The 16,707-nt window shown below is 61.3% G+C and carries 12 protein-coding genes and 1 pseudogene; 6 read left to right on the forward strand and 7 right to left on the reverse strand.

Going from position 1 to position 16,707, the window contains the following annotated elements:
• Positions 1-39: 39 nt before the first annotated feature.
• Both cyoD and GQ56_RS46680 read left to right on the forward strand, forming a co-directional pair.
• Positions 40-372, forward strand: coding sequence for a cytochrome o ubiquinol oxidase subunit IV (gene cyoD, locus GQ56_RS0127230; RefSeq protein WP_031399413.1), 333 nt, complete (start codon positions 40-42; stop codon positions 370-372).
• Positions 373-391: 19 nt separating this feature from the next.
• Positions 392-571 (forward strand): annotated as a pseudogene (locus GQ56_RS46680) (NAD(P)/FAD-dependent oxidoreductase); the annotation flags it as partial.
• 262 nt (positions 572-833) lie between these two features.
• Here GQ56_RS46680 and GQ56_RS0127240 read toward each other — a convergent pair.
• From GQ56_RS0127240 to GQ56_RS0127255, 4 genes are all read right to left on the reverse strand, one after another.
• Positions 834-1,496, reverse strand: a complete 663-nt coding sequence (locus GQ56_RS0127240; protein WP_031401662.1) for an HXXEE domain-containing protein — start codon at positions 1,494-1,496, stop codon at positions 834-836.
• 129 nt (positions 1,497-1,625) lie between these two features.
• Positions 1,626-2,741, reverse strand: coding sequence for a porin (locus tag GQ56_RS0127245; RefSeq protein ID WP_034199770.1), 1,116 nt, complete (start codon positions 2,739-2,741; stop codon positions 1,626-1,628).
• A gap of 463 nt (positions 2,742-3,204) precedes the next feature.
• Positions 3,205-4,185 carry a LysR family transcriptional regulator gene (locus tag GQ56_RS0127250; RefSeq protein ID WP_052001532.1) on the reverse strand — a complete coding sequence of 327 codons (981 nt, stop codon included), beginning with the start codon at positions 4,183-4,185 and terminating at the stop codon, positions 3,205-3,207.
• A gap of 647 nt (positions 4,186-4,832) precedes the next feature.
• Positions 4,833-5,858, reverse strand: coding sequence for a DAPG hydrolase family protein (locus GQ56_RS0127255; protein WP_200878007.1), 1,026 nt, complete (start codon positions 5,856-5,858; stop codon positions 4,833-4,835).
• Between the two features lie 287 nt (positions 5,859-6,145).
• On the opposite strand from GQ56_RS0127255, the gene GQ56_RS0127260 reads away from it, so the two are divergent.
• The 4 genes from GQ56_RS0127260 to GQ56_RS46260 all read left to right on the forward strand — a co-directional run bounded on the left by GQ56_RS0127260 (position 6,146) and on the right by GQ56_RS46260 (position 10,468).
• Positions 6,146-6,898 (forward strand): IclR family transcriptional regulator, encoded by a 753-nt coding sequence (locus tag GQ56_RS0127260; RefSeq protein WP_031401666.1) that lies wholly within the window; start codon positions 6,146-6,148, stop codon positions 6,896-6,898.
• 517 nt (positions 6,899-7,415) lie between these two features.
• The gene (locus tag GQ56_RS44770; RefSeq protein ID WP_152601868.1) at positions 7,416-7,685 is read left to right on the forward strand and encodes a hypothetical protein; all 270 of its coding nucleotides are present in this window, start codon (positions 7,416-7,418) and stop codon (positions 7,683-7,685) included.
• Positions 7,686-7,924: 239 nt separating this feature from the next.
• Positions 7,925-8,665, forward strand: a complete 741-nt coding sequence (locus tag GQ56_RS41980) for a response regulator (protein ID WP_075123039.1) — start codon at positions 7,925-7,927, stop codon at positions 8,663-8,665.
• Between the two features lie 1,185 nt (positions 8,666-9,850).
• A complete protein-coding gene (locus tag GQ56_RS46260) occupies positions 9,851-10,468 on the forward strand; it encodes a hypothetical protein (protein WP_200878008.1) in 618 nt (205 codons plus the stop codon).
• Positions 10,469-10,878: 410 nt separating this feature from the next.
• Here the strand turns inward: GQ56_RS46260 and GQ56_RS0127270 are convergent, their stop codons facing one another.
• Genes GQ56_RS0127270 through GQ56_RS0127280 form a run of 3 tightly spaced genes read right to left on the reverse strand, consistent with a single transcriptional unit; the run spans position 10,879 to position 16,585 of the window.
• Entirely contained in the window at positions 10,879-13,950 is a 3,072-nt protein-coding gene (locus GQ56_RS0127270; RefSeq protein WP_031401668.1) for an efflux RND transporter permease subunit, read from the reverse strand.
• On the reverse strand, positions 13,947-15,104 hold the full coding sequence (locus GQ56_RS0127275; protein ID WP_052007344.1) for an efflux RND transporter periplasmic adaptor subunit: 1,158 nt from the start codon (positions 15,102-15,104) through the stop codon (positions 13,947-13,949). The genes GQ56_RS0127270 and GQ56_RS0127275 overlap by 4 nt, the downstream gene beginning before the upstream one ends.
• Positions 15,101-16,585, reverse strand: coding sequence for an efflux transporter outer membrane subunit (locus GQ56_RS0127280; protein ID WP_407638607.1), 1,485 nt, complete (start codon positions 16,583-16,585; stop codon positions 15,101-15,103). The genes GQ56_RS0127275 and GQ56_RS0127280 overlap by 4 nt, the downstream gene beginning before the upstream one ends.
• Between the last annotated feature and the right edge of the window lie 122 nt (positions 16,586-16,707).

Consider the following 16,707-nt stretch of genomic DNA (forward strand, 5'->3'; position numbering starts at 1 on the left):
TGCGTGTTTTCCTTTGTCTATCTCGCGAGCGTGATCTAAATGGCCCATTCGCATTCGTCTCAACTCGAAGAAGGGCACGGCAGCGTCGGCGGCTATGTCGCCGGCTTCATCCTGTCGGTGCTGCTCACGGCCGCGTCGTTCGGCCTCGTGATGGGCGGCGTGCTGTCGCCGCATGCATCGCTGATTGCGCTCGCCGTGCTCGCGTTCGTGCAGATCATCGTGCATCTCGTGTACTTCCTGCACATGAACAGCTCGTCGGGCCAGCGCTGGAACGTGATGGCGTTCAGCTATACGGTGCTCACGGCGGCGATCCTGATCGTCGGCACGCTGTGGGTGATGCACAACGTCAGCATGAACATGATGTCGCGGTAGCGGTTGTCCGGCAGGCGATTCGCTCGGGCAGTTCGGGTTCTATCGTGGCGGCTTGATCCAGGGGCGTTTCGCGCAGTTCAGCCACCCGATGCGCTACCGGCGGCGCCGGCAGGCGCTGCACGGCTTCTCCAGGGCGACCCTGCCGTGGGTCGCAGGGCGCATCAACGGCAGGGTGCGACTGCGCATCCGTTTGTCCTAACGCAGCTCGTTGCGGCGCTGCGCGACGTTTCCAGGAACGCAGGCATGAACGACCGTGCATCGCCCGGGCTCATGAGCGTGGCCGCGATCGGCAGTTTCGACATGCTCTCCGTTTCGTGAGGCCTGTCGCGGCGGCGCAGCGTGATGCGAGGCCGGCTGCCGCCGCGGGGCGCGACGAGCAGGCCGATCGTCAGCGTGCTCGAACGGCCCACGCCGCGATGATGTCGCGGCGCGACGTGCGGGCCCGCCCCTGTTGCGTGAATTTATTTGGCGACGAATTGACCGTAGTAGCCGTGATTCGGGAAAGGGTACGGCGATTGCGGATCCTTGAGCAGCGCTTCCGGGCCCCAGATGGTGACGAGGAGCACGCCCAGCATCGCGACGCCGGCAAGCCATTGGCGCCCGTTCGGGCGCGGTTTGTTCCGCACGAAGTAGACGACGAAGCCGATGAAAAGCGGGAGGTACCCAAGCAGGGCGGTCACGAGGCCCGGGTCGTACCAGGCGGTTTGGCCGCGGCTGCCGAATGCGTTGAGCGATGACGATATGGACAGGGTGTGCGCGACCACTTCGACGGCGCAAAAAAGCATCGCGGCGATGGCTACTGACGCGCGTCCCCCCCACCTCATGACGGCCGCCACGCCCAGGATGAGCACGCCAAAGTTCGTGATCATGTCGGTGAGCTCGTTCATCGGGTACCGGTCGGGTGCGGCGGACCCCGAGATGGTGTTGTAGATGTAGTGGAAGCCGCCCGGGATGACCCACTCCTCCCAGACGTGGGGCACGATCCACACGGCGGTGAGTGCCGCCAGGCGATCTCCCCAGCCCCATGTGTTCCATTTGCGAATGATGAAGGCCGTGAAGGCGATGCCTGTTGCGGTGGCCACCCAGAGCCACACCGACAACCACGAATGGACGAGTCCGGTCATGAATCACTCCCTTTGCTGTAGTCAAGACATGCGATATTCAACGGCGCGCGCGAGCTGACGGACGCGTGCCACAAGTTGCCCGTGTCGATCGAATGCGGTCGTATCGGCGGGTGTCGAACGCACGATGCGCTAGAAGCGCGTCGACAGGCCGATGCGCGCGAGAACCTGAGTTCCGCTCGTCGACGCACTGCCAGGCTGGTTCAGCGCGTTGATCCACGCCTGCGTCACCGGCGCGTCTCCACTCGCGTGCTGATAGATACCTTCCACGTAGACGAAGGTCCGCTTGGACAGGTGATACTGGACCACGCCGCTGACCTGATGCGCCCGGTTGTTGTCCAGCACGGCGTTGCCGTCCATGAATGTGTAGTTCAGGCCGACGGCCCACGGCCCGCCTATGTCCCACTGTGCGCCGGTCTTGTACACGTTGATCTTCGCGTTGCTCGCGGTGTTTGCCGTGTTCGTATACAGCAACATCGCCAGCACGCTGCCGAAGCGGTAATGCGCGCCGAACCCGAAGTTGCGGATACTGCCGTCCCCGCCCTCGAAGAGGCCCGTGTACTTGACGTTGGTGTAGGCCGCGCCGAGCGCCAGTGGGCCATTCGTATAGTTCATCCCGAAGCTCAGCGTCGAATTCGCCGAGAATGAACCCGGGACGCCGCCCAATCCGTAGAGCGCGCCGAACTGCAGCGCGGAATTGCCCGGACTGCGGTACTTGACGGAGTTCGCTACGCGCGACGTCCCGCCCGCCCGGTCGAAGTCGAACGACCCTGTCGGGTTTCCCGGCACGCCAAGCGCGGCGAACGGGCCTTGCCTGAAGTCGTAGATCCCGCCTGCGAGAAGCGCGCCGTCGAAAAAACCGAGCGTGAGCGTCTCGTACATGAAGTCATACTGGTTGCCGAACGTCACCGAACCCAGGCGATCATTGGAGAGCCCGACATAGGACGTGCGGCTGAAGATGCCGCCCGCACCCGGGTTGATCGAACCGTTGCCGAGATCGAACTGCGAGGTCAGTTCGAAGATCGCATGGGTTCCGCCACCCAGATCTTCCGTTCCCTTGAGGGTCAGCAGGTTCGGCGCAAAGATGCCGCTGTCGAGGAACGTCTTCGAACCGCCGTGCTGATTGTTCACATAGGTCACGCCGGCATCGATCAGGCCCGTGACCGTTACGCTGCTCTGCGGAAAAGCGGAACCGGACGCCGACAGGGCAATGGCCCCCACGCAGAGCGGGATATTCTTTCGTTTCATCGTGATCGTCTCCGCTGCCGGCCGGCTTCGCCGACCCTGGCCAATCTCGCGTTGCCCCGGGCCGGCTTGCACGGCCCAGGTGGAAGTCCGGGTTGTTCGTCAGGAGTGCAAGTCAATAACTTGACGACGCCGGAACCGGGTGTCACAGGTATCGTCCGGGAAGCATGGACGGGTGCGGTTTCCATGACGCGGATCGCCGCTGGAAATCTCGTCGCGAGCATGCCGGGAGCGAAGTACATGGCGTGTTCGATGCCGCGGCGCTTGATCGCATGGCAGGCCGGCACCGGAGCGATTTCTCCGCCGGAAGTGAGGGTGGCAATCATGAAGAGGAGCGTCATGAACAGGAATCCTGGATCGACATGCCGGTTTCACCTTCCCGTGGAAATCCGATGATCTGCGTTTTCGGTGCATCGCTTCTTCATGTCCACTCGCATGCCAGCTCGACTGGACGCCAATCGCCGCGCTAGTCGAATCGGGAAGACGTCGCGGGCACGACCTGTTCGAGCGGGCGCTCGGACACTTCCGCAAACCGGTCATGACTATCGGCAAGTGCCAACGGAATCTCGTGCTTCAGGAACTCCACCCAGGCCCGTGTCTTTGCATCGATGAACTGGCGAGATGGATAGATGACGTACAGGTTGAGCGCGCTCAGCTTGACGTCCTGAAGCACGCAAACCAGTTCGCCGCGTTGAAGCGCGGGCAGGGCCGACGCGGCGGGAAGCACGCCGATCCCGAACCCTTCCTGCATCGCGGCGAGCAATGCGCTCTCGTGATTGAAGGAAAGCCGGACGGGTAAATCCCGGATCCGGTCGAGCGCTTCCTTGCCGGCAAGCGTCCAGGTGCCTGTCGGCATATGCGGCGTGACCATGCGCAGGCAGGTGTGCCGTGCGAGATCGTCGAGGTTGCGTGGTGCGCCGTGGCATCGAACATACTCGGGAGATGCACACGCCACTGCCGCGACGGCGCCCAGCGTATGGGCAACCATATCGGAATCGGGCAGCGCGGGGGCCAGCACCAGGGCAGTGTCGTAGCCGCCGTCGATGAGATGCAACGGTGCGTCCGAAAGCACCAGGTCGACATCGATGGAAGGATGCTTCTCCCGGAACCGCAGGACGGTCGATACGCTTTCGCTCTGCCCGAATCCAAGCTGCGCGCATACCCGGAGCGTGCCGGTGGGATCTTCGATCGCCCCTCGGGCTTCCGCTTCGGCCGAGTCCAGCCATTTCATGATCGTCTTGCAACGCTCGAGGTACTTTTCGCCGGCTTCAGTCAGCATGAAGGTGCGCGTGCTGCGGTTCAGCAGTCGCGCCTGCAGATAGTTCTCGAGCTCCGATATCGCGCGCGATACCCGTGATGCGGAAACCCTCATGCGTTTTGCCGCGGGAGAGAACCCTCCCGAGGCAACAACCGTCATGAAGATGCGCATGTTCTTGATCGTATTCATCTGAGATATTCAACCTGGATTCCGCTTCCCGAACATCGAGTCCGTGCCGCCAGAGATCCGGCGGGAGTCTTGCCGCAGCCGCCGGCGGTCGAAGCGGGAGGTCTTGCACCGGTGCCGGCCCGCTTCCGGGCGCTCGCGGCGGCCTGCCAAGCCGTAGTCCGATCGCGTGGATGGCTTGTCGTTCGACGGTCAACCTCTCCGGCCGCGGATGCGGGAATCGCATCCCGGCGGACTGTCGCGCGCGCAACGTCAAGCTGTCTTCCGGCACCGTTGTGATGCCGGCCATGGGCAAGCGGCAACGAATGCGTTGCAGTGTCCAGATTGCGTCTGGTCATGACTTCGCCGGCTCGATCGCCGCGCAGGGGCAGGTCGTCGCACACGCGCCCGGGCAATGTATCGGGCGCGGGGTCGCCGCGCTTCGATTGCCACGTCCGTACCGGCATCCGATGTTTCGACTGCGCGGTTCGCGTACGACACCTGGCTTCCGTCCTGGCAATGGCCGGCGGGTACCCCTGGCTTGAGTCCGCTGCCGTTACCGCTTGCTGCGTCACGTGTCTGGCCCGGGAGCGCATTCACGTGACGCACGTCATGTCAGCCCGGCGCAACGCCCGAGGCGGATCGCCCGGGCGGACGCCGACGCCGATGCTTCAGACGCCATACTCGCGGTAGATCTGCGGCAGGAAGCCGCCGAGGCAGGTGAACTCCGTCATGTCGTGCAGCGCCATTTCGTATGCGAAGTTTTCCAGTGCGACCTTGTCCATCCCCATGCGCTGGATCAGCGACTTCGAGAGATGCGCGCCGCCGGGGAACTTCTTGAAGCGATCGAAGGACGCGTGCGTCCCGATCCAGTAGCGATTGATCATCTCGAGCCCGGCCGGCGTGTCGCGACCCAGGTGGATCATCAGGACGAGCGGCGTATCGCGTGCGTCTGCCGGCGTGATGATCCCGCTGGCATTGAACGTGAACCCGTGTTCCTTCAGGGCAGCCTTGCTGACGCCGAAGCTTTCCGGCGTATCGAAGTTGATGTAGCCGTCGAGGAAGAGGTTGCCGATGTACTCGGTGATGTGGTTCGGGTTGCCATACAGGCGCTCGCCGTAGGACAGCTTCGAGTTGGCCAGCCGCTTCGGGTCTTCCACCGAGTTGTGGATATGCGCGTACGGGAACCACAGCATGTACCGTTCGCTTTCCAGCGGGTGCCACGTGAACCACCATTCGAACATCTTGGCGGTGACGCCCGGAAAGACGTGACGCGACTGCGCGTAGGCCAGGGGGCCTTCTTCAACCAGCGCATAGCCGGAGACCGGTGCGCTTTCGAAGGTGTGCATCATCTTGTCGAGACCTGCAACCGTCGGCGGCAGGACGTATTCCGGCGGCAGCGGGCCCTGCTCGAGGGCGTTCACCATTGCCATCGGTGCGACCAGGTCCTTCGTGAAGTACTTGGCGTATGACTTTTCCTGCACGAGCTGCTCGTTGATCGGCCAACGCTTCTGCATCGGCACCTGATAGTACGTAATCCTCGTCCGATCGGCTTCCGTGCAGCCACCGGCCGCCGCAGGCGTGGCCGCCATCGCCGACGGCAGCGTGTTTGCAACTGCAACACCCGCAAGAAGGGCCGGGGCCGCACCGAGAATCCGTCGTCGTTTGATATCCGTTGTCATCGCTTCGTACCTCATTAGTCGTACATATCACCTGGAACCACTCTCGATCACCCATCCGATGGTGGCCAATCAGAGTCCGGAAAAGACGCACACCGCTCTGATTTGTTCGAATTGCAAGCCGCGCAGCCGTTAGATCCTGAAACGGGGGCGAACCCCTTGTCTGCGCGGAATGCACCGAGACGCGCTGCGCTTCGGCGTTTTTGATACGCCGCAATCGCACCGCTATTCGATACTTGTGTACCGTATAGCGGTGCGATGCAAAGTCTGGCAAAATTTCACCCGGGCGTCAAGGGAGAAATGAAGTGACAGATGACCGGGAAGGTGATGGGGGCGGGAAACAGGTGGTGGCGCGTGCGGTATCGGTGCTGGAAGCACTCGAGGGGCAGGCGTCGGGCTTGAGCCTGGGCGACATCGCGAAGGCGACCGGCCTGCCGAAGAGCACGGTTCAGCGTCTGGTCGGCGCACTCGAGGCCCGACGTTTCGTGGTCGCCGGTGCGGCCGGCGTTCGCTTGGGTTCGGCGATCACGCGGCTTGCCGCGTCGATCCATACGGACGTGGTCGCGATCAGTGCGCCATTTATCGAAGCCGCATCGAGGCGATTGCGCGAGACGGTCGACCTGTCGGTTTTCCGTGGATCGCACGCGATGACCATCTTCCAGTACGCATCCGATCGGGAATTACGGGTCGTCTCGCCCGTCTGGGCGGCGTTTCCGCTCTATTGCACCGCGCACGGGAAAGCCATTCTGTCGACGCTGGAAGACGACGAGATCCGGAGGCTCGTGAGCGGCCATCTGGACGCGCGGAACCCGCGCACGATCACGGACATGCAGGCGCTGCTGGACGACATCGCCTCCGTGCGACGTACCGGATTTGCGCTCGATGACCAGGAGCACGAGGAGGGGGTGTGCGGAATCGGCATCATCCTCGAGTGCCGAACGGACGAGCAGCATGCCCTCTCGATCGCGGTACCTTCAGTGCGGTTCGAGCGGCAGCTGTCGGAGATCAAGGGCACGTTGTTGAAATGCAAGGCGGAAATCGAGGCCCAGTTTGGTTGAGCCGACTCCAAACCCGGCCTAGGCTTGCGGGAGCGGCAGGCGGTCGCAAACGCACGATGCCTGCCACCCGATCGCCGAAGCACCAACTGTTGGACCTTGGACAAATGGGAAGGCGCGGCGCCCGAAACGCCGGCACGCTGCCTGCTGCACGTCGGGAGCGCGTCGGCAGTGATCCGCGCGGTGGTGCGGCCGGCGCGTGCTCATGGTGCTCCGGCGGCCTGAACCCGGGCACTGCGGGAACAGGCTGGTCGAGCCGAAGGCGAGTGCGATCGCGTGGAGCCCGCGAATCCACAAGAGCGATCTTTCGCCGCCTTGCTACACCTTCGTTTCCGCATCTGGACGACATCGAACGGCACCCCAGGGACGATCGCGACGATGTGAACCCTTCCCTGCAACGCGATACCGACGGCCGAACGCGTTCGCGGGGAATGCACGCGCCGGGCCTTCGACAGGCGGTCGACACGGAGGGGGCGCCGCCATGCAGTCATTCAGTTTCTTCCGGGGCGCGTGATTGCGCATGGCGCGGACGCGTGCGCCGCCAGGCGACACTTCGAGCGAGCAGGCGCTGCGCGCCGGCGAAATGGCTGATCGAACCGGCCATCGTGGTGACTTCACGGCCAGCCGGAAATCGACAGGCTCAAGCAACGTGTGGACGCTGCCCGTTGGTAAAGCGAAGGCACGTCGAAGATCCATCGACAGCCAGGTCGGAAACAAAACTCAAGTGGCCGTATTGCGAATGAAACGCCTGGAGGACTTTACGCAACTTAACATTCCCGAACCGTGGTGAACGGTAACCAAGTCTACGATACGTGAATCGACGGTCCCTAAGGTTCGTCAGGTTTCGACCTCGTGCTCCGGCCGTACCCCGATGGTTCACTTGTTTCAATGTCCGAGTTGCGACGACTACCCGTCCGAGGTGCATGCGCGGGTACCGGATTAACTCGCTAAAGAGGCGACTTGCTGGTCTGTATCTGCCATCGATTCCCGGCGCCGATGCACCTTGCAACAGTCAACTTCGTCTTGTCCATGAAATTTCCTCGTCCCTATCACCTCTTTGTCGTAGACGACGATTTCAGTCAGAGAGCCAGGCTTTGTGCGTATCTTGAAAAATACGGATTGTTAATAACGCAAATGAAGACCGGAGAGGAAATGCTGCTTCGGATTCATCGGGTACGTCCGGATTTGATCGTGCTGAACGCGGTCTTGCCAAATATGTCGGGACTTTGTGCTTGTCGCGAGTTGCGTGCGGACGGTGACCGCATTCCCATAATCTTGCTGAACGACCACGGTGACGACATTGAGCGCGTGCTTGCGCTCGAAACGGGAGCCGATGACTGTTTGAGCGAACCCTATACATCCCGCGAGTTGCTCGCGCGGGTGCGGGCAGTCTTGCGCCGCGCATCGTCGGCGCCGGGCGGGTTATGGGATTCCAATGTTCCGATACAAATCGGAGACTACGAATTCAATGTGGCAAGACGAAGCCTGATACGAGGGAAAGATGTAAGAATTCTAAAGACCGTCGAATTCTCGATGCTTGCCGAGCTAACGGTAAATGCCGGGATTTCGGTGTCGCGCGAACGGTTGAGGGCCGTTTCGCACGGTCGTGATGAAGCGATTTCGTTACGTGCCGTGGACGCCACCGTTGTTCGGTTGCGTAAATTGCTCGAACCCAATCCTGGCGCGCCCCGCTATATTCAGACCGTACGCGGGCACGGCTATGTGTTCATAAAGAATGAGCAGAAAGGCTGGCATGAGCGATCGACATAAATGTCCATTGGTGTGTCAGCTCGCCGTACTCGTGATAGGTGCTGCAGCGGTACTGCTTTGCGCACTGGCCATCGATATCGATTCCGATGCTTTGTTCGATGGCTGGTTGGCGTACTCTATTTTATTCCACGATTAGCCTTCGACCTTGCCGCCGCACTAATGTCGGTGCGACGCTGCTGCAAAGGAATGACGACGAGCGTAGTCGAACCGGGTGTGAACTGAGAATGCCGGGAGCGTGTAACTGGCCATCGGGTCACGACCGTCATCAACACGCGGCTTTAATGAAGCAGGCGGGTCGAAGATTATCGACCGCGAGTCCGCACGCAGCCGAACCTTCTCTGACGCAGGCGAATCCGTCAAGGGCGCAGCGCGTGCGAGCGCAACCGGCGGAATCTCCATGGTTCGAGGGTAGTTGCCGGAGCGACGCGCTCTCGCCGTAGGTTGAACGGTCCGGTGCCTGGGGGCGTTTCGGTCTGAGCGTGTCTGATTGATCCATCTTTTCCGGCTTGGGCGTTGCATGACTGCTTCCTGACATAGTGGAATCGACACATGCGTGTTTACGATGAACATCCGAATATCGTATTTGGTTGGCGGCTTCGATGCCCGATCGGTGGGTTGAGGTGTGGTACCCATCAACGCTTTCTCCGGGATGCCGCGGAGATTCTCTTCGGAAATGCAGGCTGTTCGAATATGTTCTCGCGAGCTTCCAGGCGAAGACCCTTTAAGGGCCCGGGCAACTCCCGGGTCCGGGGTCCCGGCTTCCGGTGGACTTTGTACAAATGCACCGACGTTGAAAGCTGTCGCGATCCGGACGAATGATCTCGCTCCAATACATGTGATGGCGCTTCCCCGTTAAAAAGAGGAATCGACCGTTTATGCACCAGTTCGACCTCGACTAAGTACAAGAGGTGACGTCGTGTGACGGATATATCCCTCTTGTGACGTAGCGTATCAGGCGTTTGTGGCGTGGTTGGTATGTCGCGATGCGAGGTTGGCACTCTCGGTTATCGCGCTGCGATCCCGATCCCGATCCCGATCCGGTATTCGGGAGGATGGTCCACGTCACGAATATGGCTGATCAGGATCAAGCTCGACCCACGGGTATCTGCGAATTTTTCTTTCAAAATTTTTGGCAGGTTTTGAATCGCAATTTTTCAATCAATTTACAACAGGACATTCCTGCATATGAGTATCAGAATCGTGAGCTTCATGACTAGATTTGCAGTGGTAGGTACGGTTTCAGTTGCATTTGCCCTTGCCGGGTGCACGCTATTGGAGCCTGCAAAGCCGACGGTTTTTCCGGAAAGTGTGCCGGATATTGAGGTTTCCATCGACTGTGGAGAGTGCGAGGTCCGACCGGCGGTCCCGGAATCGCTACGAAACGGCTACATTGCCGCAGCCGAAAAGGCTGGCGTAAAGATCGATCCTAATATGCATGCGAATATTATGATCAAGGCGTACAAGGAGCGCAGCGTTGCGATGCGATCTGCGACTCTCATCGTTTCCATCATTCTGCCCCCTGTTGCAATGGTGTTGAAGGACGAAATAAAAGCCGATGTGGTGATAAACGGTAAGGTTGCGCAGGTGGAGTATAACTATCGGATACCGTTTTTGGGGGTTGAGTCCGTCGCCCGGAAGGTGGGCGAACTGAGCTTTTACGAAGCTGTGAAGCATATCAATAATCCGAAATCGGCCGATCAGAAGAATTCTCTGAATCAGGGTTTTCACGTCAACCCGGCGGTGAACCTCGCGTCGATACTGTCGCAATCCAATCAGACCCGACCGATGGCGGTCGGAAGCTGATTGGCTTTCCACCCTTTTCCCGGAGGCATCAGCCAAGCTGATGTCATCCGAAGAGGGCAAGAGGGGCAGGGCAAGAAAGCACGTTACCGACGAATCCAGGCGTGAAGCCGCGCGGTGGTGAAATGAGCCTGGTGCGACGGTCATGCAGATCGGGTGAGGCCTGGATATTGGCGATAACGCATCGTGTCTCAGGCCGGTCGGGCCGGGGCCGAATTGCTGAACCGCGAATGGTTTCGCGGTCGCGCCGCCGCCACGGGCACTCTTCTGACGCTGGCGGACGTCCTACAACGAGCGACTCGCAACGCGCGAATCGCAACCCGCTTCCGGCCGCGGCCCATCGGGCCTGGCCGGATTCCGACAATGTCGGTGCGAGACTCACTGCCTGATCGGTCACGGAACGTCGCTGAAGATCAGCCGGTCATTCTCGCCGTGCGCCTGGAGAGGCGCCGGATCCAGTGCTCAAAGTCGTCCACGTACGTGTAGCCGACGGGAATCACGACCAAACTCAGAAACGTCGATGCAAGCAAGCCACCGATGACGACAATCGCCATCGGCTGACGAAAGCTGGGCTCCGCACCGAGTCCAAGCGCATTTGGCAACATGCCGGCTCCCATCGCAATGGTCGTCATCAGGATCGGACGCGCGCGCTTGTGGCACGCGTCGACGAGCGCTTGCAGCCGGCTCATTCCACGCTCGCGTCGTGCGATCACGACGTACTCGACCAGCAGTATCGAGTTTTTCGTGACGATACCCATCAGCATCAGCAGTCCTATTAGCGCCGGCATGGAAAAACTCATGCGCGTGACGAGCAGCGAAAGCAGTGCGCCACCGACCGATAGCGGCAATGCACAAAGAATGGTGACCGGCTGAAGGAAATCGTGAAACAGGAGAACCAGCACCGCGTATACACAGAAGATACCGATCGCCATGGCGACACCGAAGCTGCCGAACAACTCGTCCATGTGCTCGACCTCGCCTTGCTGCACCTGACGGATCGTGGGCGGCAGATACTTGAGCGCTGGCAATTGCTGTGCTTCCTGGCTGACTTCGCCGAGTGTGCGTCCATTGAGTTCCACTGAAAGCGTGACATTGCGATCACGGTCAATTCGGTCGATCTGCGATGGGCCGCTTCCGATCGAGAGCGAGCCGACGGAGTTCAACGTCACACTGCCGTGGGTGCCTGCCACGCGCAGTTGGCCGATTGCATCCAGATCCTGCCGTAGCAAGGGGTCGACGCGCACGCGTAGCGGGATCTGCCGTTCGGGCAAGTTCAGCTTCGGCAGCGACGTGGAGTAGTCGCCATAGGTACCGATGCGCATGGCGTCAGCCGCCGCCTCGGCCGTCACGCCGAGTGCGGCAGCGCGTGCCGGGTCGATCCTGAATTGCACTTCGGGACGCTGCAGCGCCGCACTGGATGAGACGTTGCCGATTCCCTGCAGCGTGCGCAACTGCTTTTCCAATGCAGCGGCCGCCGCCTCCAGCGCAGCGGGATCGCTGCCGGCCAATGTGATCTGCAGCTTCTCGCCATTGCCGCCGTTATTTGCGGAGACGCGTACGCCAGGCAATTCGCGCAGCTTCGCGCGAATGATCTCTTCCACCTCGAATTGCTTGAGGCTTCGCTCCTTGCGAGGCACTAGATCGACGATGAGCGTTGAACTCCGTGCGTCCACGGCGCTGCTTGTCCCGGCGGCAGGATTGCTTGCATCGGTCGAGCGACCAACCGATCCGAATACACCGGCTACTTCCGGCAACTGACCGATCAATCTGCCTGCCTGGAAGACGATGTCGCGGCTTTGCTCCAACGTGGCGCCCGGCTCCAGTTCCAGCTTTATCTGCGTCTGCGATTTGTCCTGGAACGGGATGAACCCGGTTTTTAACGCCGGAATCAGCGCGAACGACAGCACCAGGAATATGCCGACGGCGATTGCTGTCCGTCGACGCTTGTCCAGACATGTTCGGACCCAGCCCAGATAACGCGTCATCATCGATCCGTCGGGCCCTTCGTGCATTGCCGCCTTCATCACGTAGGCGGCCATCATGGGCGTGAGCAGCCGTGCCACCAGTAGTGACATCACCACGGCCACGGAGGCCGTTACCCCGAACTGCCTGAAGACCAATCCGGGAATGCCTGTCATGAACGCCGTCGGCAGAAAGACGGAGACGAGACTGAGTGTCGTCGCAATGACTGCGAGTCCGATTTCATCCGCGGCTTCCATCGCGGCCTGAAAGGGTGGCTTGCCCATGCGCAGATGACGCTCGATGTTCTCGATTTCGACGATCGCATCGTCGACCAGGATCCCGATCACGAGCGAGAGTGCGAGCAGCGTCACGGTATTCAACGTGTATCCGGCCAGATACATGAAGCCGAAAGTGGGGATGATCGAGAGCGGCAGCGCCGCCGCGGACACGAGCGTCGCACGACCATCGCGCAAGAACCACCAAACCACCACGATCGCGAGAAGCGCCCCCTCGACCAGCATGCTCATCGAGCCTTTGTAGTTGTCCTCGATGGGGGTGACGGTGTTGCTTGCCTCGTCGATCCGTATTTGCGGATTCCTGGCTTGGAATTCGGCGATGGCTCGACGTACGTCATGTACCACCGTGACGTCGGAATATCCTTTCGCACGCGTGATCTGCACGCCAATGACAGGCTTGCCGTTGATGTAGGCATAGGTCGTGCGGTCGGCGGCACCATCGCCGACACGCGCGATTTGATCGAGGCGCACGCGACGCCCGTCGCCGGCGGCGATGGTCAGCGCGGCCACGTCCTGTACCGTCCCGATGCCGGCGAGCGTGCGTGCTGCTTGCCGTTGACCGCCGATATCCCCTTGGCCGCCCGAGCGCTCGCGTTGCATCGCCTTGAGCTGATCCGAAACGGTTTCTGCCGTCAGGCCGAGACCCGACATCACCGACGGATTCAGATCGATATGCACCTCTCGATCAATGCCGCCGATGCGTTCCACCTTGGACACGCCTTTGACTGAAAGCAGCACTTTGGACAGGTCGTTGTCGACGAGCCACGAAAGGTCTTGTTCATCCAGCTTCGTCGAGTGCGCTGCGTAGGTGAGCAGTGAAGCCCCTGCGTTGTCGACCTTTGAAACGGTCGGCGCCGCCATTTCGCCCGGCAGGTCTGCGCGTGCGCTGTCTACGGCGTTACGCACTTCGCTCAGTGCGGCTTGCGGATCCTTTTCCAGTTTGAACGTGACGCTGATGCTCACCGCGCCATCGGTGATCTCGGTCGTGATGTGATCGAGCTTCGAAATCGACGTAAGCTTGTCCTCGATCTTGCGTGCTACCTCATTTTCCAGCTGCGACGGCGCCGCACCTTCAAGTGACGCGGAGATGGTGACGGTCGGGAGATCCATCTCCGGAAAGTCCTGCAGTTGCAGGCGTTGAAAGCCAATGAGTCCGAACAGGGTGAGCAGGATAAAGCAAAGTATCGCGGGAACCGGATTGCGAATCGACCAGGAGGAGATATTCACGACGCGCGCCCCCGTTCGGTGTCGGTTGCAGTGGGCCTGGATGGTGCGTTGCCGGGTGATTGCCTGTCGGCAATCACCTTCACGACTACGCCGTCGGATAGGAAGCCGCCGCCGCCGTTCACGACGCGCATCCCGGACTCGAGGCCCGAGAGGATCTCGCTGCGTCCGTCGCGGTGGCGGCCAACGATGACGGTACGGCGTGTAACGGTCGTGCTGTCGGAATTGAGCACGTAAATGTCGGTTCGACCATCGCGCGGCACCAGTGCCGCTTCCGGTAGCGTCCACGCGTTCGTCATGCCCAATTCGATGTTGCCGCCAGCAAACATGCCGGGCTGCGCATCGTGCCCGCTCAGGGCGACGTAGACAATGGCACGGCCGGTGCTGGTCGACACGGTCGGGGAGACCAGTCGGACGTTCCCGTTGACGGTTTTGCCGCCAGGTAGGGTCACGTGTGCTGACTGACCCGCGCGAATACGCGCGAGTTGCCGAGGATCGACTTCCGCCTGCCACTCGACTCGTCCGCCACGAATGAGTCGAAACAGTTCCGTGCCCACGCTGACAACGTTGCCGAGTAATGCGGAGCGTGACGAAATGGTCCCGTCGTCCACCGCGACGATTCGCGTTTGCGACAGTGTGATCCGCGCATTCTGCAGCTCGGCTTGCGCCGAGGCCAGCGCGGCGCGGTCGACGGCCGCCGTGACGCTGTACTCGTCAAGTTTCTGGCGCGACAGGGCGCCGCTGTCCGCGACCAGCCTCGAGCGCTTCACGTCCGCTTCGGCTTGATCCAGGTTTGCACGTGCCTGGGCGACCGCGGCCGTCTGCTTGCGCAAGTTGGCCGTTGCGGTGTCGTCGGCGAGCCGTGCAAGCAACTGGCCGCGCTTCACTGTGCTCCCCACATCGGCGTGCAACTCGGTAATGCGCAAGCTGCCCGTCTCGGCACCGACGATTGCCTCCTGCCAGGCCGCGGTATTGCCATTGGCTTCGATGGTGTCGGGCCATTGCAGGTACTGCGGCATGACGACGCTCACGGACAGCGCGGCCGGAGGCGAACCGGGTTTGTCGGCGGCTTTGAGGCCGGGTCTGATGACCCAGAAGACTCCGATTCCGACGAAGAGGATGGCCGTCCATGCGGACGTGCGTCGACTCAGCTTCACTGTGTTGTTCCTTGGGAGGTGGCGGGTGTGGCGGGGGCCGTCGATACAGCGACATCGGTGTCTTGCCAGCCGCCGCCCAGGGCCTTGTAGAGTGAAATCCAGCTGCGTACGCGATCCCGCCGAAGCTCGATATACGCGATCTCCGTGTTCGTCAGCGAGCGACGCGCTTGTTCCAGCGTCAGCAACGTGTCGAAGCCCGCACGCCAATTGATTTCGACCGCGTCCGTGTAGCGGCGATATTTTTCCGCTGCGCGGCGTGCGTCGTCGGTCCGGCGCGCCGCACCATCGAGGTCGGTGAGTGCCACCTCGACCTCCTTGACCGCGCTGCGTACTGCACTGCGGTATGAGGCGATCTGCTCGTCATACGCTGCGAGTGCCGAATCCACGGCGGCCTTGCGTTTTCCGGCATCGAAGATCGGCGCGGACAAACTCGGTCCGAACGACCATGTTGAAAGCGGACTGGTGAGATTGGTGGCCGAGAGCCCGATCGACCCGGACAGGGACAGGCTTGGAAGGCGCTCCGCCCGGGCTTTCCCGATCGATGCGTAAGCCGACGCGAGTGCGCGCTCCGACGAGGCGAGATCCGGGCGCTGCCTGATCAGGTCGGCCGGTGTCGTTTGCACACTGAAAGCTTCGGGACGAGGCAGATCGGGCGCTCCCGATCGGTCGACGATTGCGCGCAGCGCTTGCTCGTCGGCACCGGTCAGCTCGACCAGAGACTTGATCAATTCTTCACATGTCACTTTCTGTTGAGTAGCGGTCGCGCGTGCGCTCGCGGTGCTGGCTTGAGCGAGATCGCCGTCCGACGCGGGCGTCATGCCGGCTGCGACGAACTTGAGCGTCGCTACTTCCGTTGCGGCATAAGATTCGACCGATTTGTCATAGGCGCTGGCAAGCTGGCGACATGCGCGGTATTGCACATAGTCGTCGGCGACTTCGGCTGCCAGCGACACGCGAGCGTCGTGCCAATCGTCGATGCGGGCTTGCAACTGGGCGCGCGATGCTTCGCGGGCTGAACGCACCTTGCCAAACAAGTCGAGTTCCCACTCGGCGTCGAGCGAGCCGCTTCGCGTGGTTGCCAGGCTTGTTTGGGCGATGCTGCCTGTCGCGAAAGAGGACTCCGCGCGCGTCAGCGTGCCGCTGCCGGTCAAGGAGGGCGAGGCTGCGGAATCGCTGGACGCGAGAGTGGCGCGTGCGTCCGCGATACGGGCTACGGCCTTTGCGATCGTCGGGCTATCTTCCTCTGCGATGCTGATCAATTCCGCAACTGCCGGATCGTTGAAACGGCGCCACCAGTCGACAAGATGCTCGACACTGCCACCGTGTGGCAATTCCGCGTGCCAATTGGTGGCCGAGATGGCATGTGGCGCTTGATATGGCGGTTGCAGCGAGCAGGCGCATAGCGCGAGGACGTACCCAATTCCGGCCGGCCATGCCATTCGCTGCCATTGTTGCCTCATCATTTTCAACGCATGCTCCATGGCTCAACCCGAGTCGAAGGCTGCCATTGTCCCGAGCGGACGATCCAGTGCGGTATGGGTAAGTTAAGTTGCGTAAAATTCGATGCGAGGGACTTTCTCGTCCCGCACAGGCGCGCCATACT

It is taken from the genome of Burkholderia paludis (genome assembly GCF_000732615.1).
GTDB classification, from domain to species: domain Bacteria; phylum Pseudomonadota; class Gammaproteobacteria; order Burkholderiales; family Burkholderiaceae; genus Burkholderia; species Burkholderia paludis.